We start from the raw sequence: 25,102 nt of genomic DNA on the forward strand, positions 1-25,102 counted from the left end.
CACTTTTAACCTTAAACAGGGTCGATAACCGTCACGCGGGCACCTTTAAATAGGGCGCAATGCTCGCTAATTTCTCACGGGTTTCCGTCAGTTCGCGTTCCGGCGTAGATTGCGCGATGATACCCGCCCCCGCCTGTATCCAGCAGCGCTGGCTATCCTGAAACACGGAACGCAGTACTAACGCCGCATCGAAGCGCGTATCTTCCAGCAGCAGGATTGCGCCTGAATAGAGCTCCCGCGGCGTTTTTTCAATTTGCATGATCGCGTTGAGGGCCGCCTTTTTAGGGATACCTGACGCGGTAATTGACGGAAACAGCACGGTAAACGCATCCCAGGCATCCTTATCTTCCGCGAGCTGGCCGCTGACGCCAGACCCCAGATGCTGGACGCTGCCGCGCTGGCGAACCGACATCAAATCCTCGACCACCACGCTGCCGGGCTGGCAAACCGCCTCCAGTTCGGCAATGGCTTCTTTGACCGAGAGGATATGCTCAAGCACCTCTTTACCGTCGTGCAGCAGCTCCCTCTCATTTGCCTGATTATGCGCCGTATCGCCCATGCGATCGCGGGTGCCCGCCAGCGGTTCAGTGACCACTTTCTTTCCCGTCACCGACATCACCAGTTCCGGACTAAAACCCAGCGCCTCGCGTCCTTGCTGGCGAAACATAAACGTACGGGTGGGCGTGTTGGCCTGTCGTCCATATAGCAGCGTAGCGGGCATATCAATTCGCGCTGGCAGAGGAATCGCGCGTGAGACGATGACTTTAACGTAATCGCCGCGGCGGATCGCCGAAACGGCGCGCGCAACCTGCTGTTTATACGCTTCACCGTCCAGGGCGGTATCCACAACCATTGGCCCGCATGGTGTCGCCGTATCGACCTCTTTTACCCACTCGCACAGACGGCGGCATCCGTCGGCGGAGTCCGCGTAAACGGTAACATTTCCTTTCTCAAAAATAAGTTCTTCACGGGGAGCGGTTAACGTTAGCAGCGGCCACTCGCCGGCATCATAGGCCATTCCCCGCGCATGGGCCGCAAAGTTGAACCCAACCTGGCCATATACCCGGCATCCTCTCACCCGCGGATGCGTCATAAAACGACGCGCGCAGTCGGTAATCGAATCTACCGCCCACTTTTGTTCTCCGGCATCATCAATGAATGTCGCCTGGGTGCCGTCGGCATTAATCTGCAGTTGCGCCTGGCATCCTTTACCTATGTACCAGCAAGGTTGGCGCTCATAGACATAGCACTCTTCATCTCCGAACTGACGTAAGACGCCAGAAATCATCGGTAGCCATTGCTCCTCTGGTAACGCCAGGTGTAAAAATTCACTGATTTTCATCCCTTACCTCTCTGTGTTATTCCCGGATCAATCAATTGAGCTTGTCATTAGTTCTTTTGCCGAACGCAGTCGGATAGAAACAATCCACGCCGCCAGCAACGTGAATACGCCGGCAAACAGGAAGCAGGCCGCATAGCCAAAGCGCTGCGCGACAACGCCGCCGACTACGCCGGCCAGAATGGCGATAGCGGCGTCAGTACATTGAAAGAGCGTAAAATCGACACCAGCCTGCAAAGGCGAAGAAAGCGCCATCAGCGTGGCGTAAAGACAGACCAACGCGCAGGCCAGCGAAACAGATTGAACAACGATCAACCCCTGGAGAATCGGCAGCAGTAGAGGACCCGGCGCTATCAGCAGCGTCATCACTACCGCCAGCAGCGCGATGCCCTGCACGCCATAAGCCGCAAACAGCGCTCTGCCGGGTGAGAGGTATTTCATCAGCAATCCACCCGCCAGCGTTCCGGCTATGCCCGCCGCAATATTACCGCCGCTGAACAGCGCACCGAGCGCTGACATGCTCAGACCATGATCCAACAGCAGCGGCGCCAGAAGAGGCAGCACAAACCGCATGCCGGAATTCAGCATCAATACCAGCATTAAGCCCAGACGGGCCTGTCGCCTTCTAAGCGCATAACCCAATGCCGGAACATGCGGAACAGATGCTGCGCGCGTTGGTTCGGCAACGCGCCACAGGGGTACGGATAAGACCAGGATCAGCGCCGCCATCATCAGCATGGCCGCAGGCCAGCCGACGGTCGCCGACAGCATCAGAAACACCCCGCCGCCGCACATCATTCCCAGATAGCTGCCGCCGACCTGCACGCTGTTTCCCCAACCGTACCCTGCGCGGGTCAGCTGATCGACGCAAAAACCGTCGCTGGCGATATCAATAGTGGAGGCGACTGTACCCGCCACCATAAACAGCGCAAATAGCGCGACGACTAGCGTTTCGGGCAATCCGCCTTCTCGCCCTGTCCCGCCAATCGCGGCGGCAATCGCCAGGATCGCCGCGAGCGCAGCCTGCCCGCGCAGGATCAGCATGCGGGAACGGCGCTGCGGGCTACCAGGAGGTAGCCGCCAGCGCTCGACCCACGGCGCCCAAATAAACTTCAGCGCCCAGGGCAGCATGAACAGGGTTGTCGCCCCGGCAAGCGCAAGCGATCCGCCAGCAGCGCGCACCAGCGCGGGCAAGGACTGCATCGAGAGCGCTGATACCAGACTCTGTGTCACATAGATGCCGGCAATGGCGAAAATCACCCGCCCGGTGGTTAACGTCAGCGATTTCACATTCGACGGAACGTCACTCATGCGCCACCTGCTCTGACGTGGAACTCCCTTCGGCGCGCCAGGCGCGGGCGGCCATTTGCGCGTGCCACAGCGCCTGGTAACGCCCATGAAGAGAGAGCAGCTGCGCATGGGTGCCCTGTTCAACCACTTTGCCCTCCTCCATCACCAGGATGTTTCCGGCCCCGACGATGGTAGACAGGCGATGGGCGATAATAATCACCGTCCGGTTGTGAACCAGGTTATCGATAGCTTTCTGTACCGCCAGCTCGCTATCGATATCCAGCGCGGCGGTCGGCTCATCAAGAATGACGATCGGCGCATCTTTCAATAAGGCTCTGGCAATGGAAATCCGCTGGCGCTCGCCGCCCGATAGCTGTCCGCCCATCTCGCCCATTGGCGTCAGCCAGCCTTGAGGAAGGCGGGTAATGAATTCAAGACACTGCGCCGCGCGGGCGGCCTCTTCCACTTCCTGCTGGGTCGCCTGCGGGCGCGCAATCAGGATGTTCGCCAGCAATGTGTCATCAAACAGCCAGACATCCTGGAAAACGACGGAAATCAGGCTGTTGAGCTGCTCCGCCGTCAGGCGACGAATATCGACGCCGCCGATAGAAATCCGCCCTTGCTGCGGATCGGCATAGCGCATTAACAGTTTGCTGACCGTGGTTTTACCTGCGCCGGAAGCGCCCACCAGCGCGCTCATACTGGCCGCCGGAAAGGTTAAAGAGAGGTCATTGAGCGCGGGAGCGCCGCTGTCGTCATAGCGGTAATGAATATTGTCAAAGCGGATATCATAACGTTCCGGCATCTCCCCGCGTTCGGCAACGGGAAGCGGCGCGATCGCCATAAATTGCTCAATACGCTGTAAGGCGCTGGCAATCAGTTCCACCACCGAGGTGTAGCTGATAAACATGGCCATCGGTTCAGCGAAACGCATAATCATCGCGGCGGCGGCAATCAGAAAGGCGAGGTTCAATGTGCCCGTGACCACCCAGATAATTCCGCACAACACCACCACCTGTAGTCCCAGCTCCACAACGCCGGCGATCAGCATCGTCGCGCCCGCGCTCTGGCGGTGAGTGCGGGTCTGTAAGTTTTCCAGAGCATTAAAATGATCCCGCAGCGCCCGGCTTTTATCGGCATCGCTACCGCAGGCACGCAATACCATCATCCCCTGCGCAAATTCAACAATATCCCCGCTCAGCCGCTGGTGCGCTTCGCCCAGGGTCTGCATTTGTCGCCGCATCGCCGGGCGGCGCCAGTAATAAAACGGCGCCAGCAAAGGGAAGATCAGCAGCATCACCAGCCCCAGCCGCCAGTCGATCCACAATGTCGCCAGCGACGCCGTCAGCGGCGTGACGATGGTCAGCAGTAAAATATTGGCTATCGCAATCACATAATTGAGGTTTTCATCCACGGAGCCCAGCAACAAGGCGTTCGTTTCGCCCGCTCTGCCGCGCTGGAGCCTCTCCAGCGGCACGCGGCGTAATTGTTCGCCCAGGCGCAGGCGCAGCTCATGGGTGGCCTGCGCCAGATGCCCGCGGTATTCAAAGCCCAGCCCATACCAGCGGAGCGCCAGCGTCACCAACGCCGCAATGCTGAAGGCCAAAGCCCAGTGAAGAAGCCGCGATGCTTCATTCCGTAGCAGCGCATCAACGATCGGATAGAGACAGGCGAAGGCGATCCCCTGCATCAATGCCGCCAGCAGCAGAGCAACCAGACTGCGCCGCAGCGTTCCCGCCTGACTGCCCACGCTGGAGATAAGCTGGCGCCAGATCGCGCGCCAGGCCAGATTATCCACCGGGTTAGTGTCTTTCATTTTGCACCGCCTCTTCCTGCGTTCCACCCGGCGCCCACTGCTGCGCCTGCTGATAGCGTTGCCATAGCCGTTGATACAGGCCACCCTGCGCCAACAGCTGCCCGTGGCTCCCGCTTTCCCGGAGCTGACCGTCGGAAAACAGCAATATCACATCGGCCTGAGTCACCATGGAGAGACGATGCGCGACCATGATGACCGTCCGGCCGCGCATGGCCGCCGCGAGGGCTTTGATAAGCGCCGCTTCACCTTCCGGATCGGCAAACGCCGTCGCTTCATCAAGCACCAGAATGGGACGATCCTGCAAAAGCGCCCGGGCGATGGTGATGCGCTGCCGCTGCCCGCCGGAGAGAAATACCCCTCGTTCCCCGACCCGCGTGCTGTAACCCTCCGGCAACGCGCTTATAAACTCATGCGCCTGCGCCACTCTGGCCGCCGCTATCACCGATTCCAGCGGCGTATCCGGCGCGCCCAGACGGATGTTATTGGCGATCGTGTCGGCAAAAAGAAAGTTGTCCTGAAACACAAACGAGATTTGCTTCATCAGGGTCTCTATCCGCATATCGCGCAGATCCACGCCGCCAATACGAATATGGCCTTTGTCGGGATCGGCGTAACGCAGCAGCAGCCGCGCCACGGTGCTTTTCCCGGCGCCGCTTGGCCCTACCAGCGCCACAATTTGCCCGACAGGCACATGAAAGCTCACCTCCTGCAACGCGGCGCCAGTCCGCGCTTGCGGATAATGAAAGCTTACCTGCTCAAAGGTGATACTCGCCTCTTCCGGCTGTCGATCGGCTCGCGGGCGCGAGAGTTCCGGCATCGCGAGAACCTGATAGATACGCTGAACGCTTAAACGCGTTTGCGCGACCAGGTTATTAAGCATCATCATCGGCATTACCGCTTCGGCCATTCCGCTGGCTATCAGTAAAACGGCTACCCAGGCGATAAAATCGAGACTGCCAGCGTGCAGCAGGCCGTATCCGCACCAGATAAGAACGAATATGGTCGGCAGGGGGTTCAGAATTGAGAATGAAAAGCGCGCTGAAAATCCGGCCTGCCGATACCAGCTTTTGAGCACATCGACCCACTCTTCGAGGGCATGTTGATAGCGCAAAAAGCTGGTACTGCCGCTATCAAAGGTCCTCACCACCGGCATGGCCTGTACGAACTCAATCACCGCGGCGCTGACCCGTTCACGCGCCTGATGATAGCGCTGAGCCATGTTTTCCGAGCGCTGACGGGCGAGTACCAGCACCACCGAACCAAACGCCAGTACCCCCAGCGTCGCGATGGCCAGTCGCCAGTCCAGCCAGAATACGAGAACAACAGTCGCCAGCGGCATGATTATGGCGCGGGCATAGAGCGGCGTGCTGTCAGCAACAAAAATATGTAACGACTTCACATCATCCAGCATTACTTTCGCCACCGATCCGCTGCCCATTTGCTGTAACGCGCCCGGCGCAAGCTGTAGGGTCTTGCGGGCTAATCTGCTGCGCAGAATATTCTCCAGATGGAAAGCCGCATAATGAGAGGTATTGAACGCCTGCAGGCGCAGGATAAAGGTCGCTATCACGCAGCCGACTACGCCGCTCAGCGGCCAGACGGGGATGATGTCAGGCGCCCCGCGCAGATCGCGCAGGCACCATGCCAGAAAAAGCAGCGCCCCCAGGCTGGTGAAGGCCGCCAGCCCCGCCAGCGCCATAGCCAGGAGCACCTTCCGGCGAACCGGGGTAATCACCTGCCAAAGAGGAAATCGGGACAGCGATTCAGTGTTGGATGAGTGAGATGACATGGGAGCGACTGATTTTCCTGATGAATTTTTATGGACGCCAAAAACACTATTTCAAGGTGGCGTTCCGGGAATTAATGTGAATAATAACCATTATCAATTACTCATCTACCCCATTCGGTTCTATTTATACCCGCATTGGTCTAAGCCACAGGGAGATAACCCGGTCATGACGGAGTCACCACAAACGCAATCTGCAATCTCTATTCACCAGCTAGTGGTTGGAAAACCCGCGAACGATGGCGCTATTCCTGCCCAGTGTGAGCTGCTGCGCTGCTCTTTGCAGGAAGGTATGGATATTTTGCTCTGGCGGGGCCACTTTGCTCAGCCCGAGACGTTGCAGCTGCACGACGACCTGGGCAGGATTAACTTCTCTTGCATTCTGGAAGGCACATCGCGCTTTGCGATCCAGGGGCTCAGCCGCCACACCGACTGGGAACTCGCGCGCGATCGTCATTACATTACCCATACGCCAGACTGCCGCGGCAGCGCCTCCTACTGCGGCCGGTTCGAGAGCATTACGCTCTCTTTCAGCCCTGAAGCCCTCGCGCTGTGGGTGCCGGATATTAGCTCGGTCATTAAAAATAAGATCGACTCCCACTGCTGTTGCCAGCAGCAGCGTTGTAATGCTGAAACCCACCTAACGGCTCAGGCCCTGCGTCACGCGCTGATGCGGATGCACGGCGGCTTCAGTCATGAACAAAAACCGTCGACGTTATGGCTACAGGGACAAAGTCTGGTGATGCTCAGCCTGGTGCTGGATGAACATCGCGAGGACGCCAGCTGTTCCTCCTGCCACTTCAATCCGATGGAACGCCAGAAACTGCTGCGGGCAAAGGATCTGCTGCTGGCCGATTTGACGCAGGCGCCGGGGGTCACCGAACTCGCCAGAGAGTCCGGTTTAAGCGTGCTTAAAATTAAGCGGGGATTTCGCGTTCTGTTCAACAACAGCGTCTATGGTCTTTTTCAGGCTGAACGCATGCAGGAGGCAAGAAGACGGCTGGCCAATGGCAATACTTCCGTTATGACGGTGGCGGCGGATCTAGGCTATGCCAACGCCAGCCATTTCTCCGCCGCATTTCAGAAGCAGTTTGGCGTCACCCCGTCGACCTTCAAACGTCTGATCTAACCAGGGCTTACCCCAGAAACTCCTCCGTTAACAAGGCCCGGATTCGCCATCCGGGCCTTGTTTTTTGCCGACCGTAAACCGAAACGGGCACAAATAAACCCGATTCGGGTAGCGCTCAATTGTTAATAATAATTATTCTCATATAAGCAATGCTTTTGGTATGACGTGCCATCAGGAGGAAGAATGATTTCTGGCGCCCCCTCTCAGGATCCGCTGTTATCGGACAACGGCGAAGCGGCCGATTATCAACAATTACGCGAACTGTTAATACAGGAACTGAATGTAGCGCCGCAGCAGTTACAGGAAGAGAGCAATCTGATCCAGGCGGGCCTGGACTCCATAAGATTAATGAGATGGTTACACTGGTTTCGTAAAAAGGGCTACCGCCTCACCCTTCGCGAGCTGTATGCCGCCCCCACGTTGGCAGCATGGCGCCAGCTGATGCGCAGCCGTTCGGGTGAAAAACCGGATGATGCAAGCTCCCCGGCGGACGCGGCGTGGCCAGTCATGAGCGAGGGTACCCCCTTCCCGCTGACGCCGGTACAGCATGCCTATCTGACGGGCCGAATGCCCGGACAGACGCTGGGCGGCGTCGGTTGCCATCTGTATCAGGAGTTTGCCGGCCATGATCTGACGGCGCCAAAGCTGGAGCAGGCCATCACGATCTTACTGCAACGCCACCCGATGCTGCATATCGCCTTTCGCGCCGACGGGCAGCAGGTCTGGCTACCGCAGCCATACTGGAACGGCGTCACCGTTCATGATTTACGCCAGACCGACGAGGCAAGCCGCCAGGCCTATCTGGAAACATTGCGCCAGCGCCTGAGCCACCGTCTTTTACGCGTGGAAATGGGCGAAACCTTTGATTTCCAGTTGACGCTCTTGCCGGACAATCGCCACCGCCTCCATGTCAATATCGACCTGCTGATTATGGATGCTTCCAGCTTTACGCTGTTTTTCGATGAACTTAACGCCCTGCTGGCCGGAGAGTCGCTGCCGCCCGGCGACCCCCGCTATGATTTCCGCGCTTATCTGCTGCACCAGCAGAAGATCAATCAGCCGCTGCTCGACAAAGCGCGCGCGTACTGGCTGGCGAAAGCATCGTTGCTGCCACCCGCGCCGGTTTTACCGCTAGCCTGCGAACCCGCCACGCTGCGTGAAGTCCGTAATACCCGACGCCGCATGATTGTCCCGACAACACGCTGGAACGCCTTTAGCCAACGGGCCGGTGAGAATGGCGTGACGCCGACAATGGCGCTGGCGACCTGTTTTGCTGCCGTTCTGGGGCGCTGGGGCGGCCTGACGCGGCTGCTGCTCAATATCACGTTATTTGACCGCCAGCCGCTGCACCCGGCGGTTGACGAAATGCTTGCCGACTTCACCAATATTCTTCTGCTGGATACCGCCTGCGATGGCGATACCGTCAGCAACCTAGCGCGTAAAAACCAGCTCACGTTTACTGAGGACTGGGAGCATCGCCACTGGTCCGGCGTCGAGCTCCTTCGTGAACTCAAACGCCAGCAAAGCCATCCCCACGGCGCCCCGGTGGTATTTACCAGCAATCTGGGGCGCTCCCTGTACAGCAGCCGCGCCGAGTCGCCGCTGGGCGAACCGGAATGGGGCATCTCGCAGACGCCGCAGGTCTGGATAGATCATCTGGCGTTCGAGCATCGGGGCGAGGTCTGGCTACAATGGGATAGCAATGACGCGTTGTTCCCACCGGCGCTGGTCGAGACGTTGTTCAACGCCTACTGCCAGCTGATTAACCAACTCTGCGATGATGAAAGCGCCTGGAAGAAGCCGTTCGCGGACAGGATGCCCCAAAGCCAGCGAGAGATACGTCAACGGGTTAACGCAACCGACGCACCCGTTCCTCAGGGCTTGCTGCATGAAGGCATTTTCCGCATCGCCCTCCGGCAACCGCAGGCGCTGGCGGTAACGGACGCGCATTATCAGTGGAATTATCGTGAGCTGACCGAGAACGCGCGCCGCTGCGCTGGCAGGTTAATCGCGTGCGGGGTTCAGCCCGGCGACAATGTCGCTATTACAATGTCGAAAGGCGCGGGACAGCTGGTTGCGGTCCTCGCCGTTCTGCTGTCCGGGGCGGTGTACGTTCCGGTTTCGCTCGACCAGCCCGCCGCGCGGCGCGGGAAAATCTACGCCGACGCCAACGTCCGGCTGGTGCTCACCTGCCAGCACGACGCCAGCGCCTGGTCAGACGATATTTCCCACCTGACCTGGCAGCAGGCCATCGAGGCGGAGCCGCTAGCCGACCAGGCGGCGTGCGCGCCGACGCAGCCGGCCTACATTATCTATACCTCCGGGTCGACCGGCACGCCGAAAGGCGTGGTCATTTCTCACCGTGCAGCGCTGAATACCTGCTGCGATATCAATACCCGTTACCAGGTGGGTCCCGGAGACAGAGTGCTGGCCCTCTCCGCCCTGCATTTTGATTTATCGGTTTACGACATTTTTGGCGTTCTGAGCGCCGGCGGCGCGCTGGTTATCGTTATGGAAAATCAACGGCGCGATCCCCGCGCATGGTGCGAATTGATCCAGCGTCATCAGGTTACGCTCTGGAACAGCGTCCCGGCGCTGTTCGATATGCTGTTGACCTGGTGTGAAGGTTTCGCCGACGCCGCGCCGGAGAAACTGCGGGCGGTCATGCTTTCCGGCGACTGGATCGGCCTCGATCTCCCTGCCCGCTATCACGCCTTCCGCCCCCAGGGACAGTTTATCGCCATGGGCGGCGCCACCGAGGCGTCTATCTGGTCTAACGCCTGTGAAATTAACCGGGTCCCTGACCACTGGCGCGCCATCCCTTATGGCTTTCCGCTGGCCAACCAACGTTACCGGGTGGTGGATGAACTGGGCCGGGACTGCCCGGACTGGGTACCGGGCGAATTGTGGATTGGCGGTATCGGGGTCGCGGAAGGCTACTTTAACGATCCTGTACGCAGCGAGCAGCAGTTTGTAACGCAATCGAACGCGCGCTGGTATCGCACCGGCGATCTCGGGTGCTACTGGCCAGACGGTACGTTAGAGTTCCTCGGTCGTCGCGATAAGCAGGTCAAAGTCGGGGGATATCGCATCGAGCTGGGTGAAATCGAAAGCGCGCTAAGCCAGCTGGCGGGAGTGAAACAGTCAACCGTTGTGGCGATCGGCGAAAAAGAAAAGACCCTGGCGGCCTGGGTTGTGCCTCAGGGTTCGGCTTTCTGTGTTACCCATCATCGGGACCCGGCGCTGCCCCAGGAGTGGCGCGGGCTTGCCGGAACGCTGCCCTGCTGTGTCTGCCCCCCGGAAATCTCCGCCGGCCAGGTCGCTGATTTTCTTCAGCATCGCCTGTTAAAACTGAAACCGGGTCAAACTCCTGGCGCCGATCCTCTTCCCCTGATGAATGCTCTCGCTATCCAGCCTCGCTGGCGGGCCGTGGTGGAACGCTGGTTAGCCTTTCTCGTGACCCAACAGCGGCTGCAGCCCGCCGCTGAGGGTTATCAGGTTTGTGCGGGGGAAGCGCCGGAGAATGACCCTCCTTCTTTCAGCGGGCATGACCTCACCTTAACGCAGATCCTTCGCGGCGCTCGCCACGAACTGTCATTACTGAACGATGCGCGGTGGTCGCCGGAAAGTCTGGCTTTCGACCATCCGGCCAGCGCCCTGTATATCGAGGAACTGGCGACAATCTGTCAACAGCTTTCCCGGCGTTTACAGCGCCCGGTACGCCTGCTAGAGGTGGGTGTCCGCACCGCCCGCGCCGCAGAGTGCCTGCTAACCCGGCTCAGCGCTGACGAGATTGAGTATGTCGGGCTTGAGCACAGCCAGGAGCTGCTGCTGAGCGCCCGACAGCGGCTTGCACCGTGGTCTGACGCCCGTCTGGCCCTCTGGAGTGCAGACACGCTGGCGGCGCATGCTCATTCGGCGGACATTATCTGGCTGAATAACGCCCTGCATCGTCTGCTGCCGGAAGAGCCCGGGCTCCTCGCGGCATTACAGCAGCTGGCCGTTCCAGGCGCGCTGCTCTATGTGTTGGAGTTTCGTCAGTTAACGCCCTCCGCCCTGCTCAGCACGCTTCTGTTAACCGATGGTCAGCCCGAAGCCTTACTTCACAATAGCGCTGACTGGGGGGCGATATTTACCGCCGCCGCTTTCAACTGCCAGCACGGCGATGAAGTCGAGGGATTGCAGCGCTTTCTCGTACAATGCCCCGTTAGCCAGGTACGCCGCGATCCTCGTCAGCTGCAGTCCGCTCTCGCCGAACGTCTGCCGGGGTGGATGGTACCGAAACGGATCTTCTTACTTGACGCCTTACCGCTGACGGCGAACGGCAAAATTGACTATCAGACGCTAAAGCGCTGTCATACCCCGGAAGCTGAAAACCGGACTGAAGCGGATTTACCCCTGGGCGATATTGAGAAGCAGGTTGCCGTCATCTGGCAGCCGCTCTTGTCAATGGGCGCCGTCAGCAGAGAAACCGACTTCTTCCAGCATGGCGGTGATAGCCTGCTAGCCACCAGGCTGATCGGACAGCTCCACCAGGCGGGTTATGAAGCACGATTAAGCGACCTGTTTAATCACCCCCGGCTGGCTGATTTTGCCGCCACGCTGCGTAAAACCGACCTCCCTGTTGAACAACCCTTTGTCCACTCCCCTGAAGAACGCTACCGGCCTTTCGCGCTGACTGATGTGCAGCAGGCTTACCTGGTCGGGCGTCAGCCGGGCTTTGCCCTTGGCGGCGTAGGCTCACACTTCTTTGTTGAATTTGAAATTGCCGATCTGGATATTCACCGGCTGGAGAAGGTCTGGAACCGGTTAATCGCCCGCCACGATATGCTGCGCGCCGTAGTGCGGGATGGACAACAGCGGGTTCTCGAACAGACTCCCCCGTGGGTGATACCCGCGCACATCCTGCACAGCCCCGAAGAGGCGCTGCAGGTACGCGACAGACTGGCGCATCAGGTTCTCAACCCTGAAGTCTGGCCGGTATTCGATCTCCAGGTCGGGTTCGTCGACGGGATGCCCGCCCGCCTGTGGCTGTGTCTGGATAACCTGTTGCTTGACGGGTTGAGCATGCAGATCCTGTTGTCAGAGCTGGAACACGGCTATCGCTATCCGCAGCAGCTGCCGCCGCCGCTTCCCGTTACCTTCAGGGATTATCTGCAGCAACCCGCGCTGCGGACGCCCAATCCCGACTCTCTGGCATGGTGGCAAACGCAGCTTGATGATATTCCTCCGGCACCTGCGTTACCGCTACGCTGCTTGCCTCAGGACGTTGAGACGCCGCGCTTCGCACGGCTCAATGGGGCAATGGACAGCGCGCGCTGGCGTCGCCTGAAACAGCGGGCAGCTGACGCTCATCTCACCCCGTCGGCCGTACTGTTATCCGTGTGGTCAACGATTCTTGCTGCATGGAGCGCACAGCCCGATTTCACGCTTAACCTTACGCTTTTCGACAGACGACCGCTGCACCCGCAAATCAACCAGATCCTGGGCGACTTTACTTCGCTGATGCTGCTGAGCTGGCATCCCGGCGAGAGCTGGCTGCAAAGCGCGCGGTTATTACAGCAGCGACTAAGCGAGAGCCTCAACCACCGCGATGTGTCGGCAATACGCGTGATGCGGCAACTGGCGCGGCGGCAAAACGTACCGGCTGTCCCAATGCCCGTCGTCTTTACCAGCGCGCTGGGCTTTGAGCAGGATAACTTCCTTGCCCGGCGCAATCTGCTCAAACCGGTGTGGGGTATATCCCAGACGCCGCAGGTCTGGCTCGATCACCAGGTTTATGAATCCGAAGGGGAACTGCGCTTTAACTGGGATTTTGTCGCCGCCCTGTTTCCTGACGGGCAGGTGGAGCGCCAGTTTGCACAGTATTGCGCGTTGCTTAACCGAATGGCGGAGGATGACAGCAGCTGGCAGCTGCCGCTCGCCGACCTGGTTCCCCCGCTTAAGGTCACGGAGCGACGCGCCCGCCGGCTGCGCCCTGAGCGCGCTCAGCCGCGGATCGCGGCGGACGAGAGCAGCGTCAGCCTGATTTGCGACGCCTTTCGCGAGGTGGTTGGCGAGCCTGTCGCACCCGCAGAGAACTTTTTTGAGGCGGGCGCCACGTCGCTGAATCTGGTACAGCTGCACGTCTTGTTACAACGTCACGAATTCGCCGCCCTGACGCTGCTTGACCTGTTCACTCACCCTTCTCCTGTCGCGCTGGCCAATTATCTGGCTGGCGTAGCCCTGGAGGAGAAAACCAAACGCGTGCGGCCGGTTCGCCGGCGTCAGCGGCGCATTTGACGCGAAACAAACTGACTTTTCCCGGACGCCATCGCCAACGCATGGCGCGCCACTGACTTTGTCAATTTTAGGAAACGGGACCGATTATGGATAACTTGCGCTTCTCTTCTGCGCCAACAGCAGATTCCATTGATGCATCGATCGCTCAACGCTACCCGGACTGCGAACCTGTCGCAGTCATCGGCTACGCCTGCCATTTTCCTGAAGCGCCGGATGGCGAAACCTTCTGGCGAAATCTGCTGGAAGGCCGCGAATGCAGCCGACGCTTTACGCGCGAAGCGCTTCTGGCCGCCGGGCTGGATACCGCCATTATTGACGATCCTTGTTACGTCAATATTGGAACAGTTTTAGACAACGCTGACTGCTTCGATGCCACCCTGTTTGGCTATTCGCGGCAGGAAGCGGAGTCGATAGATCCCCAGCAGCGCCTGTTTTTACAGGCGGTCTGGCATGCGCTGGAGCATGCAGGTTACGCCCCGGGCGCCGTCCCCCATAAGACCGGCGTTTTCGCCTCTTCGCGGATGAGCACCTATCCCGGCCGCGAAGCCCTGAACGTGACAGAGGTCGCACAGGTCAAGGGCCTGCAGTCTCTGATGGGCAATGACAAGGACTATATAGCCACCCGCGCGGCCTACAAACTCAATCTGCACGGCCCGGCGTTATCGGTACAGACCGCCTGCTCCAGTTCGCTGGTTGCGGTCCATCTGGCCTGCGAAAGCCTGCGCGCAGGCGAATCCGATATGGCGGTAGCCGGCGGAGTGGCGCTTTCCTTCCCCCAGCAGGCGGGTTACCGCTACCAGCCCGGGATGATTTTCTCTCCCGACGGCCACTGTCGCCCTTTTGACGCCTCGGCAGAGGGCACCTGGGCCGGCAACGGTCTCGGCTGCGTGGTGCTGCGTCGCCTGAAGGACGCGCTGCTGTCAGGCGATCCGATTATCGCGGTGATCCTCTCCAGCGCGGTCAACAACGACGGAAACAGAAAAGTGGGTTATACCGCGCCGTCGGTGGCAGGACAGCAAGCGGTCATCGAAGAGGCGTTAATGCTGGCGGCCATCGACGACAGGCAGATCGGCTACATTGAAACCCACGGTACCGGCACGCCGCTGGGAGACGCGATTGAAATAGAAGCCCTGCGCAACGTCTACGCTCCCCGCCCGCCGCAACAGCGCTGCGTGCTGGGTTCCGTGAAGAGCAACGTTGGTCACCTGGATACCGCGGCGGGCATTGCCGGACTGCTGAAAACCGTTCTGGCGGTCAGTCGCGGAAAAATTCCGCCAATGCTGAATTTTCACACGCCAAACCCGGCGCTTAAGCTCGAGGAAAGCCCCTTTACCGTGCCGGTGACGGCGCAGGAGTGGCAGGACGAAGTGCGCTACGCGGGCGTCTCCTCCTTCGGTATTGGCGGCACCAACTGCCATATGATCGTCGCTTCGCTGCCCGACGAACTCAACATAAGCTACCCCGCCGCGGATGACGGCAGCAAGAGTTCCGCGCTGTTGCTCAGCGCCGCCAGCGACACCGCGTTGCGGCAGCTGGCAGCGGACTATGCCGCGGCGCTTAGGGAGAACGCGGATGCCAACAATCTGGCCTTCACGGCGTTACGCGCGCGCCGTCTCGATCTTCCCTTCCGCCTGGCGGCGCCATTAAATCATGACACCGCCGCCGCGCTCAGCGCCTGGGCTGGCGCGAAATCGACTTCGCCGGTCTATAGCGGCCACGGCGCCAGCGGCAAACAGGTGTGGCTGTTTACCGGGCAGGGTTCGCACTGGCGCACTATGGGCCAGTCTCTGTACCAGCACTCAACGGCGTTTGCCGATACGCTGGAGCGCTGTTTTGCCGCCTGTCGCGACATGCTCACGCCTTCGCTACGGGAAGCGATGTTTAATCCCGATTCAGCGCAGCTTGACAATATGGCCTGGGCCCAGCCGGCGATTGTCGCGTTCGAAATCGCGATGGCGGCCCACTGGCGCGCTGAAGGACTGAAGGCCGACTTCGCCATGGGTCACTCCGTCGGCGAATTTGCCGCTGCCGTTGTCTGCGGACACTATACCATTGAGCAGGTCATGCCGCTGGTATGTCGGCGCGGCGCGCTGATGCAGCTGTGCGCAAGCGGCGCGATGGTGGCGGTATTTGCGCAAGAAGAGGCGCTGATGCCGTTGGCCCGTCAGTTCGAGCTGGATCTCGCCGCCAACAATGGCACCCGGCATACGGTCTTTTCCGGGCCGGAAGCCCGTATCGCGGAGTTTTGCGCCGCGCTTTCGCAACACGAGATCGACTATCGTCGCCTGAGCGTAAGCGGCGCGGCGCACTCCGCTTTACTTGAACCAATACTCGATCGCTTCCAGGAGGCCTGCGCGGGTCTGCTCGCCGAGCCGGGGCAAATACCGCTGATTTCCACGCTTACCGCCGAACTCATTGACGAGGCGACGCTCAACCAGGCGGATTACTGGCGCCGCCATATGCGCCAGCCGGTACGTTTTATTCAGAGTATTCAGGCGGCGCGCAAGCTCGGTGCCCGCGTTTTTGTTGAAATGGGGCCCGACGCCCAGCTGATTGCCTCCGGACAGCGCGAATACCGCGATGACGCTTACTGGATAGCCAGCGCCCGGCGTAAACAGGAGGCGAGCGCTGTCCTGAATCAGGCGCTTCTCCAGCTATACGCGGCCGGCGTCACCTTACCGTGGGCCGATCTTCTGGCAGGCGATGGGCAACGTATCTCCGCGCCATGCTATCCGTTTGCGACCGAGCGTTACTGGAAAGAACGCGCCACCTCCGCCTGCGAGCCTGCCGATGCTGTGCTTGCCGCTGGATTAGAGGTGGCCAACAGCGCCGCGACAGCGCTCGAACTCCCCCGTCTGGAGGCGCTTAAACAGTGCGCCACGCGACTGCACGCCATCTATGTCGATCGGCTGGTACAACGCTGTACGGGCGATGCGATAGATAACGGCGTGGACGCCATCACCATTATGCGCCATGGACGACTGATGCCCCGCTACCAGCAGCTGCTTCAGCGCCTGCTAAATAACTGCGTGGTCGACGGCGACTACCGCTGCGCTGAGGGGCGCTACTACCGCGCCCGCCCCATTGAACATCAGCAGCGGGAAATTCTGCTGACGGAACTCGCCGATTATTGTGAAGGTTATCAGGCTATCCCCGATACCATCGCCCGTGCCGGCGATCGGTTATACGACATGATGAGCGGCGCGGAAGAGCCGGTGGCGATTATCTTCCCGCAAGGCGCTTCCGACGGCGTAGAGGTGCTATATCAGGAATTCAGCTTTGGCCGCTATTTCAACCAGATTGCCGCCGGGGTACTACGGGGTATCGTCCAGGCGCGTCAGCCCCATCAGCCGCTGCGCATTCTTGAAGTCGGCGGCGGAACCGGCGGCACCACCGCATGGCTGCTGCCTGAACTCAAAGACGTACCGGCGCTGGAGTACCACTTCACCGATATCTCCGCGCTATTTACCCGCCGCGCGCAGCAGAAATTCGCCGACTATGACTTTGTGCATTACGACGAGCTGGATCTCGAACAAGAGGCGCAGTCTCAGGGCTTTGCGGCGCAGTCTTACGATCTTATCGTCGCGGCTAACGTGATCCATGCCACGCGCCATATCGGTCGAACCCTCGATAATCTGCGTCCCTTGCTCAAGCCGGGCGGGCGCCTGCTGATGCGCGAAATCACCCAGCCAATGCGTCTGTTTGATTTCGTTTTCGGCCCGCTGGTCCTCCCGCTACAGGATATCGACGCCCGCGAAGGCGAGCTCTTCCTCACCCCCCATCAGTGGCAGCAGCAGTGCCGAAGCGCTGGATTCAGCAAAGTAGCGTGGCTACCGCAGGACGACAGCCCGACCGCCGGTATGAGCGAACATATCATTCTCGCCACCCTTCCCGGCCAGGAGATGTCCACGTCATCAGAATCCGCGCTGGAACAGACGTTGCCGGATAACCCTGATTATCTCGCCGACTGGTCCGATTGCGCAGGTCAGCCGGAACGGTTTACCGCCCGCTGGCAGGAGGCCTGGCGGCGCCTCTCCGCGCGGCACGGCGACGATTCCCCCGTGAAACCGCCCCTCGTTACCGCCCCGCAATGGCTGGGGGAGGTGCGCTTAAGCTGGCGAAACGCAGCCTTTTCCCGCGGCGAGATGCGCGTGGAAGCCCGTCATCCAGACGGCAAGTGGCTGCCGCTGGCGCCCGACGCGCCTCTTCCTGCGCCGCAGACGCATTATCATTGGCGCTGGAGGCCCCTCAGCATCGACAGTAATAGCCGCCCGCTGGTATTCCGCTTCAGCGCCGGTACCCTTGCCTACGAAGAGGCGCTGGCGCAATACGGCATTCTTCACGATCCGCAGGCCCCTTCTGTTCTGATGATTGTCGACGAGAGCGAGGAGACGCTGGCGTTAGCGACAAAGGTGAAAGAGGCGCTCACCGCCAGCCCAGACGGCTTGATTGTCGTCACCCGCCGCGCGTGGCGAATCGAGGAAAACGAGGCGATATCAGCGGCCCATCACGCGCTGTGGGCTATGCTTCGCGTCGTGGCCAACGAACAGCCGGAACGGTTAATCGCCGCTATCGATATGGCTGAAAACGCCTCGTGGGAAACGCTGCGTCAAGGATTAAGCGCTGTTTCATTGTCACAACGCTGGCTTGCAGCCCGGGATAACGGCTTCTGGCTCCCTTCGCTGGCGCCCAACGCGGGATGCGCCGCCGAATTACCGGCGAAGGTGTTTGCCGGCGATAACCGCTGGCATCTGGTGACCGGGGCGTTTGGCGGACTGGGCCGCCTTGCCGTGAACTGGCTCAGAGAAAAAGGGGCGCGCCGCATCGCGCTACTGGCGCCGCGCGTGGATGCGTCATGGCCAGGCGACACAGCGGACGTGGAGATTCGCGTCTGCCGTTGTGATGTGGGTGATGCCGGAGAGCTGGCTCGTGTTCTTGATGAACTGGTGACCAGCGGCGGCATTGCCGGAGCGATTCATACCGCTGGCGTATTGGCTGATGGGCCCTTGCAGGAACTCGATGACCACCAGCTGGCCGCCGTTTTCGCGGTCAAAGCGCAGGCGGCAAGCCAGCTATTACAAACGCTGGGCAACCACGACGCCCGTTATCTGATTCTCTATTCGTCCGCTGCCGCCGCCCTCGGCGCGCCAGGCCAGAGCGCCCATGCGCTGGCCTGCGGTTATCTTGACGGGCTCGCCCAGCAGTTCTCCTCCCTTGATACGCCGAAAGTGCTCTCCATCGCCTGGGGCGCATGGGGAGAAAGCGGCCGGGCGGCTACGACAGAGATGCTGACGACCCTTGCCGATCGTGGCATGGGCGCGTTAAGCGATGCCGAGGGGCGCTGGCACCTTGAACAAGCGGTGATGCGCGGCGCCGCCTGGCGACTGGCCATGCGCGTTTTCACCGACAAAATGCCCCCGCTGCAGCAGGCTCTGTTTAACGCCGCAGCAACAGAACACGCCGCGATTCCGGCCGCGACTCCCGCTGATAACCATGCTTTTCACGGTAGCATCAGCGATAAAGCGGCGGTGATGACATGGCTGAAAAATCGCATTGCGGTGCAGCTAAGACTGAACGATCCTGCTTCGCTGAACGCAGATCAGGATCTGTTACAGCTGGGAATGGACTCGCTGCTCTTTCTTGAACTCAGCAGCGATATTCAACATGACCTGGGTGTACGCATCAACGCGGAACGGGCGTGGCAGGATCTCTCGCCGCACGGGCTCACACAGCTTATCTGTTCTCAGGCAGAGACGGCGCCTGCCGTATCGCCGCCGGAAGCGTTGCAGCACGATGCCGCTGAGCGTTACGCGCCCTTCCCGTTGACGCCGATTCAGCATGCCTACTGGTTGGGCAGAACCCATCTTATTGGCTATGGCGGCGTTGCCTGTCACGTGCTGTTTGAATGGGATAAACGCCACGATGAGTTCGATCTCGCCGTACTGGAGAAAGCATGGAACCAGCTCATTGCCCGCCACGATATGCTGCGGATGGTGGTGGATGCAGATGGACAACAGCGCGTTCTGGCGACAACCCCGACGTATCGTATCCCGCGCGACGATCTGCGCGCGCTTTCCCCGCAAGAGCAGTGCCAGGCGCTGGAAAAACGGCGCCATGAACTGAGCTATCGCGTTTTACCTGCCGACCAGTGGCCGCTCTTTGAGCTGGTGGTCAGCGAAATCGACGATTGCCGCTACCGCCTGCACATGAACCTCGATCTTCTGCAGTTCGATGTGCAGAGCTTTAAAGTCATGATGGACGATTTGGCCCAGGTATGGCGCGGAGAAACGCTGCCGCCGCTCGATATCACCTTCCGCGATTACGTGATGGCTGAACAGGCGCGCCGACAAACAACAGCATGGCACGATGCCTGGGATTACTGGCAGGAAAAACTGCCGCAACTGCCTTCAGCGCCGGAACTGCCGGTGGTGGAGACTCCGCCGGAAACCCCGCACTTCACCACGTTCACTTCGACGCTTGATAGACAAGAGTGGCAGGCGGCGAAACAACGCTGGCAGCAGCAGGGCGTCACCCCCTCCGCCGCGCTGCTCACGCTGTTTGCCGCCACCCTTGAGCGCTGGAGCCGTACCACGGCATTTACGCTGAACCTGACGTTCTTCAATCGCCAGCCGATCCACCCGCAAATCAATCAGTTGATCGGGGATTTTACCTCCGTCACGCTGGTTGATTTTAACTTCTCAACGCCGCTAACGCTGCAGGAGCAGATGCAACGGACCCAGCAGCGTCTCTGGCAAAACATGGCGCACAGCGAAGTGAACGGCGTTGAGGCGATCCGCGAGCTGGGGCGCCAGCGCGGATCCCAGCGTCAACCGCTGATGCCGGTGGTGTTTACCAGCATGCTGGGGATGACGCTGGAAGGAATGGCTATCGACCGGGCAATGAGTCATCTGTTCGGCGAACCCTGCTATGTCTTTACGCAAACGCCGCAGGTCTGGCTGGATCATCAGGTGATGGAGAGCGATGGCGCGTTGACGTTTAGCTGGTACTGCATGGATAACGTGCTGGAACCGGGCGCGGCTGAAGCGATGTTTAATGACTACTGCGCCATCCTGCAGGCCGCCATTGCCACCCCTGAAGTCCTGGAGACCATGGACAGCGGGATTGCCGAACACATTCCCCGCCGCCGCTGGCCGCTGAACGCGCAGACAGACTACGATCTGCGGGATATTGAGCAAGCGGCGCAGGAATACCCCTGCATCCAACAGGCCAGAGCGGAATTAAGCGAAAATGGCGCGTTAACCCTGGATATCGTTATGACCGAGGATCCACCGCCCTCAGCGCCGTTACATGATGAGCACGATCTCGCCTCACTGGCGCTGCCGTTGCCTGAACAGACGCAACTTGACGAGCTGGAAGCGACCTGGCGCTGGCTGGAGGCGCGTGCGCTGCAGGGGATTGCCGCAACGCTATATCGCCACCGTCTGTTCACCACCCCGGAGGTTGCCCACCCATTTGGCAAAATAGTACAGGCGTTGGGCGCGCAAGCGTCACACCGGCGCCTGCTACGCCAGTGGCTGCAGTGTCTGGCGGAAAGAGAATGGTTAGTGCGCGAGGGGGATAGCTGGCGCTGCCGCATTCCGCTCAGCGAAATTCCCGAACCTCACGAAGCTTGCCCGCAAACCCACTGGAGCCAGGCGCTGGCGCAGTATCTTGACGCCTGCATCGCCCGGCACGACGACCTCTTCTCCGGGCAGTGTTCGCCGCTGGAACTGCTGTTCAACGAGTCGTTGCGCGTAACCGACGCGCTGTATCGCGAAAACCCCGCCAGCGCTTGTCTGAATCGCTATACCGCGCAGATTGCCGCCCTTTGCGGCGCAGAACGGATCCTCGAGGTGGGCGCCGGAACCGCAGCCACCGCGGAACCGGTGCTGAAGGCCACGCGAAACACGCGGCTGTCATACCACTTCACGGATGTCTCCGCGCAGTTCCTCAACGACGCCCGAACCCGTTTCCACGATGAATCGCGGGTGTCTTACGCCTTATTCGATATCAACCAGCCGCTGGATTTTACCGCCCACCCCGAGGCGGGTTACGACCTGATTATTGCCGTCAACGTGCTTCACGACGCCAGCCATGTCGTACAGTCGTTGCGCCGATTAAAGCGGTTGCTGAAAGCCGGCGGACGTCTGCTGATCGTTGAAGCGACGGAACGAAACAGCGTATTCCAGCTGGCGAGCGTCGGCTTTATCGAAGGGTTAAGCGGATACCGCGATTTCCGCCGCCGGGATGAAAAACCTATGCTCACCCGTTCGGCATGGCAGGAAGTGCTTGTGCAGGCCGGTTTTGCCAACGAACTGGCCTGGCCGCCGCAGGAATCGTCGCCGCTGCGCCAGCATCTGCTGGTCGCACGTTCGCCTGGGGTGAATCGCCCGGATAAAGCAGCCATGAGCCGCTATCTGCAGCAGCGTTTTGGCGCCACCCTGCCCGCGTTGCAGATCCGGCAGCGAGAAACGTTATTTACTCCGCTATCGGCCCCGCCTGACGCACAGATTGCGCCAGCCGAATCGACACCGAGCTCCGGGGGAGATCCGGCGCTGGAAAAACAGGTCGCTGAACTCTGGCAAACGCTGCTGTCTCGCCCCGTGTCCAGACATCACGACTTTTTCGCGCTGGGCGGCGACAGCCTGATGGCGACAAGGATGGTCGCGCAGCTGAACCGCAGAGGAATTGCCAGCGCCAGCCTTCAGGATCTGTTCACCCATTCAACGCTCAGCGACTTCTGCGCCCATCTGCAGGCCTGTTCGTCGGCAGAGGAGAATCCTGTGCCCATTTGCCAGGGCGGTGGCGGCGAAACGTTGTTTGTTTTCCATGCTTCAGACGGCGATATCAGCGCCTGGCTGCCGCTCGCCAGCGCGCTGAATATGCCCGTTTTCGGCCTGCAGGCAAAATCGCCGCAGCGTTTTGCCACGCTTGATCGGATGATCGATGAGTATGTCGCGAGTATCCGCCGCCAGCAGCCGCACGGCCCTTATGTTCTGGCGGGTTGGTCGTATGGCGCTTTTCTTGCGGCGGGCGCCGCGCAGCGCCTGGATGCCAAAGGCGAGCAGGTACGGCTGGCGTTAATCGATCCCGTGTGTCGACAGGATTTTCGTTGCGCAAACCGGACGGCCCTGCTGCGGCTGTTAGCCGAAGGAGATACGCCGCTGGCGCTGCCGGAACATTTCGATCGGCTGACGCCCGACCGCCAGCTTGCCTATTTTATCGACCTTGCCAGAACGGCGGGAATGATGGCGCAAAACCTGACGCTACAGGCGGCGGAAGCGTGGATCGACAACATCGCGCATCTGCTGCGCTTACTGACCGAGCATACGCCGGACGAAACCGTTCCGCTCCCCTGTCTCATCGTGCATGCCGCGATGAGACCCGCGCGCTGGACGCCAGCGGAAACCGAATGGCAACCCTGGATAGACCGCGCCGACAGCTATGCGATTAAAGCCAGCCATTGGCAAATCATGCTGGAGCCCCCCCACGTTCAGACCTGTGCGCAGCATATAAAGCGCTGGCTCGGCGCAACCTCAACGCAACCGGAGAACACGTTATGATGCCGTCCGCCGCCCCTAAGCTACGCGTACTGATTGTGGGCGCTAAATTTGGCGAAATGTACCTCAACGCCTTTATGCAGCCCCAGGAGGGGCTGGAACTGGTTGGTCTTCTGTCCCAGGGAAGCGCGCGATCGAGAGAGCTGGCCTATGCGTTTGGAATCCCGCTGTATACCTCGCCGGAACAGATCGCCGAGATGCCGGATATCGCCTGTATCGTCGTGCGCTCAACCGTCGCCGGCGGGAGCGGAACCCAGCTTGCCCGGCACTTTTTGACCCGCGGCGTGCACGTGATTCAGGAACATCCCCTCCACCCGGATGACGTCCGTTCTTTACAAGCGCTGGCGCAGGAACGGGGCCGCTGCTATTGGGTCAACACGTTTTATCCGCACGCGCGTGCGGGTCGCGCCTGGCTCGGGGATGCGCAGCGGTTACGTCGCAGCCTGGATCAGGCGCCGTCGGTTGCTCACGCAACCACCAGCCGACAGTTGCTCTACTCCACGCTGGATTTGTTGTTGCTGGCGCTAGAGGTTGATGCCGCCAGCGTGGCGTGCGAAGTGGTCGGTAGCTTTAGCGACTTTCACTGTCTGAGACTTTTCTGGCCGGCGGGAGAAGCCTGTCTGCTACTTCAGCGCTATCTCGATCCTGACGATCCTGATATGCACAGCCTGATTATGCACCGTTTGCTGCTGGGCTGGCCGGAAGGTCATCTTTCGCTGGAGGCAAGCTACGGCCCCGTGGTCTGGTCATCCAGCCTGTTTGTCGCAGAACATCAGGCGAATGTTCGTAGTCTCTACCGCAGGCCGGAGATCCTGCGCGACCCGCCGGGCCAGACGCGCAGCGCGGCTCCCCTGAGCTGGCGTGATTGCTGTGAAACCGCCGGACCGGAGGGGGTCGGTAGGTTGCTACAGCAGCTGCGCTGCCATCTGGCGGGTGGAAATCTGCCGGCGGCCTGCCACTCCGCTCATCAGCTCGCGTTATCACAGTTATGGCAGCAGATTTTACGTAAGACCGGCCATGCGGAGATCCGACATCTGACGCCGCCGCGTCACGACCGGTTACCGGCTTTCTACCGCCACGATGAGGAGTCCCGGTGATGCAATCTGCCATGTGTATACCGTTATGGCCCGCCCGCAACGCCAGTACGGCGCATCTGGTGATGTGCCCCTTCGCGGGCGGCAGCAGTAGCGCGTTTCGCCGCTGGCGAGACCACCCCATGGCGGAGATCGCGCTTTCCCTGGTGACCTGGCCGGGGCGCGATCGCCTGCGCCATCTGGCGCCGCTCAGCAGCATTACGCAACTGGCGTCGCTGCTGGCGGACGAACTGGAAGAGAGCGTATCGCCTGACGCCCCGCTTTTACTTGCCGGGCACAGCATGGGCGCACAGGTGGCGTTTGAAACCTGCCGGCTTCTGGAACAACGGGGGCTTCCCCCACAAGGGCTGATTATTTCCGGCTGCCATGCCCCTCATCTGCATTCCCGGCGCAGGCTCAGCGACCGCGATGATGCCGACTTTATCGCTGAATTGATCGATATCGGCGGATGTTCGCCTGAACTACAGGAAAACAAGGAGCTACTGTCGCTATTTCTTCCTCTTCTGCGCGCTGATTTTTACGCTACTGAGCACTATCACTACGACTCGCTCGACGATTTTCCGCCGCTGCGCACGCCTGCGCTGCTCGTGTGCGGCAGCCGCGATCGTGAAGCCTCCCGGCCGGAGATGGAGGCCTGGCGTCCGTGGCTGAACCATATCGCAGGCGAGGTGGTGATTGACGGCGACCATTTTTATCTGCTGCAACAATCCAGGGCCTTTTTTACGCAGATTATTCACCATTTTCCCCACGTATTTTCTGCGACGACCGCTTTGCAAAATCGGTCCTGCACTTCAGAAAGGTGACGC

9 protein-coding genes are annotated in these 25,102 nt (G+C 60.2%); 5 read left to right on the top strand and 4 right to left on the bottom strand.

Going from position 1 to position 25,102, the window contains the following annotated elements:
* Positions 1 to 31: 31 nt before the first annotated feature.
* Genes ABLV30_RS16010 through ybtP form a run of 4 tightly spaced genes read right to left on the bottom strand, consistent with a single transcriptional unit; the run spans position 32 to position 6,144 of the window.
* Positions 32 to 1,342 (bottom strand): salicylate synthase, encoded by a 1,311-nt coding sequence (locus ABLV30_RS16010; RefSeq protein ID WP_265799946.1) that lies wholly within the window; start codon positions 1,340 to 1,342, stop codon positions 32 to 34.
* Between the two features lie 27 nt (positions 1,343 to 1,369).
* Complete coding sequence (ybtX, locus tag ABLV30_RS16015; protein WP_049079822.1) at positions 1,370 to 2,650, bottom strand: yersiniabactin-associated zinc MFS transporter YbtX; 1,281 nt, start codon at positions 2,648 to 2,650, stop codon at positions 1,370 to 1,372.
* On the bottom strand, positions 2,643 to 4,445 hold the full coding sequence (gene ybtQ / locus ABLV30_RS16020) for a yersiniabactin ABC transporter ATP-binding/permease protein YbtQ (RefSeq protein ID WP_265799948.1): 1,803 nt from the start codon (positions 4,443 to 4,445) through the stop codon (positions 2,643 to 2,645). Before ybtQ ends, ybtX begins: the two co-directional genes overlap by 8 nt.
* The gene (ybtP, locus tag ABLV30_RS16025) at positions 4,432 to 6,144 is read right to left on the bottom strand and encodes a yersiniabactin ABC transporter ATP-binding/permease protein YbtP (protein WP_046877587.1); all 1,713 of its coding nucleotides are present in this window, start codon (positions 6,142 to 6,144) and stop codon (positions 4,432 to 4,434) included. The genes ybtQ and ybtP overlap by 14 nt, the downstream gene beginning before the upstream one ends.
* A 256-nt stretch (positions 6,145 to 6,400) precedes the next feature.
* Between ybtP and ybtA the strand changes: the two genes are divergently transcribed.
* From ybtA to ABLV30_RS16050, 5 genes are all read left to right on the top strand, one after another.
* Positions 6,401 to 7,360: a yersiniabactin transcriptional regulator YbtA gene (gene ybtA / locus ABLV30_RS16030; RefSeq protein WP_025106339.1), complete on the top strand. Its 960-nt coding sequence runs from the start codon at positions 6,401 to 6,403 to the stop codon at positions 7,358 to 7,360.
* Between the two features lie 183 nt (positions 7,361 to 7,543).
* Positions 7,544 to 13,642: a non-ribosomal peptide synthetase gene (locus tag ABLV30_RS16035; RefSeq protein WP_265799951.1), complete on the top strand. Its 6,099-nt coding sequence runs from the start codon at positions 7,544 to 7,546 to the stop codon at positions 13,640 to 13,642.
* Positions 13,643 to 13,728: 86 nt separating this feature from the next.
* A complete protein-coding gene (irp1, locus tag ABLV30_RS16040) occupies positions 13,729 to 23,205 on the top strand; it encodes a yersiniabactin polyketide synthase HMWP1 (RefSeq protein WP_348865624.1) in 9,477 nt (3,158 codons plus the stop codon).
* Positions 23,202 to 24,299, top strand: a complete 1,098-nt coding sequence (locus tag ABLV30_RS16045; protein WP_265799954.1) for a Gfo/Idh/MocA family oxidoreductase — start codon at positions 23,202 to 23,204, stop codon at positions 24,297 to 24,299. The genes irp1 and ABLV30_RS16045 overlap by 4 nt, the downstream gene beginning before the upstream one ends.
* Positions 24,296 to 25,099: an alpha/beta fold hydrolase gene (locus tag ABLV30_RS16050; protein WP_048262810.1), complete on the top strand. Its 804-nt coding sequence runs from the start codon at positions 24,296 to 24,298 to the stop codon at positions 25,097 to 25,099. Before ABLV30_RS16045 ends, ABLV30_RS16050 begins: the two co-directional genes overlap by 4 nt.
* Positions 25,100 to 25,102: the final 3 nt, after the last annotated feature.

It is taken from the genome of Klebsiella sp. CN_Kp113, assembly GCF_040064585.1.
In the GTDB taxonomy this organism is placed as follows: Bacteria; Pseudomonadota; Gammaproteobacteria; order Enterobacterales; family Enterobacteriaceae; genus Klebsiella; species Klebsiella michiganensis.

Excerpts from the sequence above, each read along its gene's own strand:
- ybtX (WP_049079822.1), bottom strand. The coding sequence starts at position 2,650 with ATGAGTGACGTTCCGTCGAATGTGAAATCGCTGACGTTAACCACCGGG.
- irp1 (WP_348865624.1), top strand. The coding sequence starts at position 13,729 with ATGGATAACTTGCGCTTCTCTTCTGCGCCAACAGCAGATTCCATTGAT.
- ABLV30_RS16010 (WP_265799946.1), bottom strand. The coding sequence starts at position 1,342 with ATGAAAATCAGTGAATTTTTACACCTGGCGTTACCAGAGGAGCAATGG.
- ABLV30_RS16045 (WP_265799954.1), top strand. The coding sequence starts at position 23,202 with ATGATGCCGTCCGCCGCCCCTAAGCTACGCGTACTGATTGTGGGCGCT.
- ABLV30_RS16035 (WP_265799951.1), top strand. The coding sequence starts at position 7,544 with ATGATTTCTGGCGCCCCCTCTCAGGATCCGCTGTTATCGGACAACGGC.
- ybtA (WP_025106339.1), top strand. The coding sequence starts at position 6,401 with ATGACGGAGTCACCACAAACGCAATCTGCAATCTCTATTCACCAGCTA.
- ybtP (WP_046877587.1), bottom strand. The coding sequence starts at position 6,144 with ATGGCGCTGGCGGGGCTGGCGGCCTTCACCAGCCTGGGGGCGCTGCTT.
- ybtQ (WP_265799948.1), bottom strand. The coding sequence starts at position 4,445 with ATGAAAGACACTAACCCGGTGGATAATCTGGCCTGGCGCGCGATCTGG.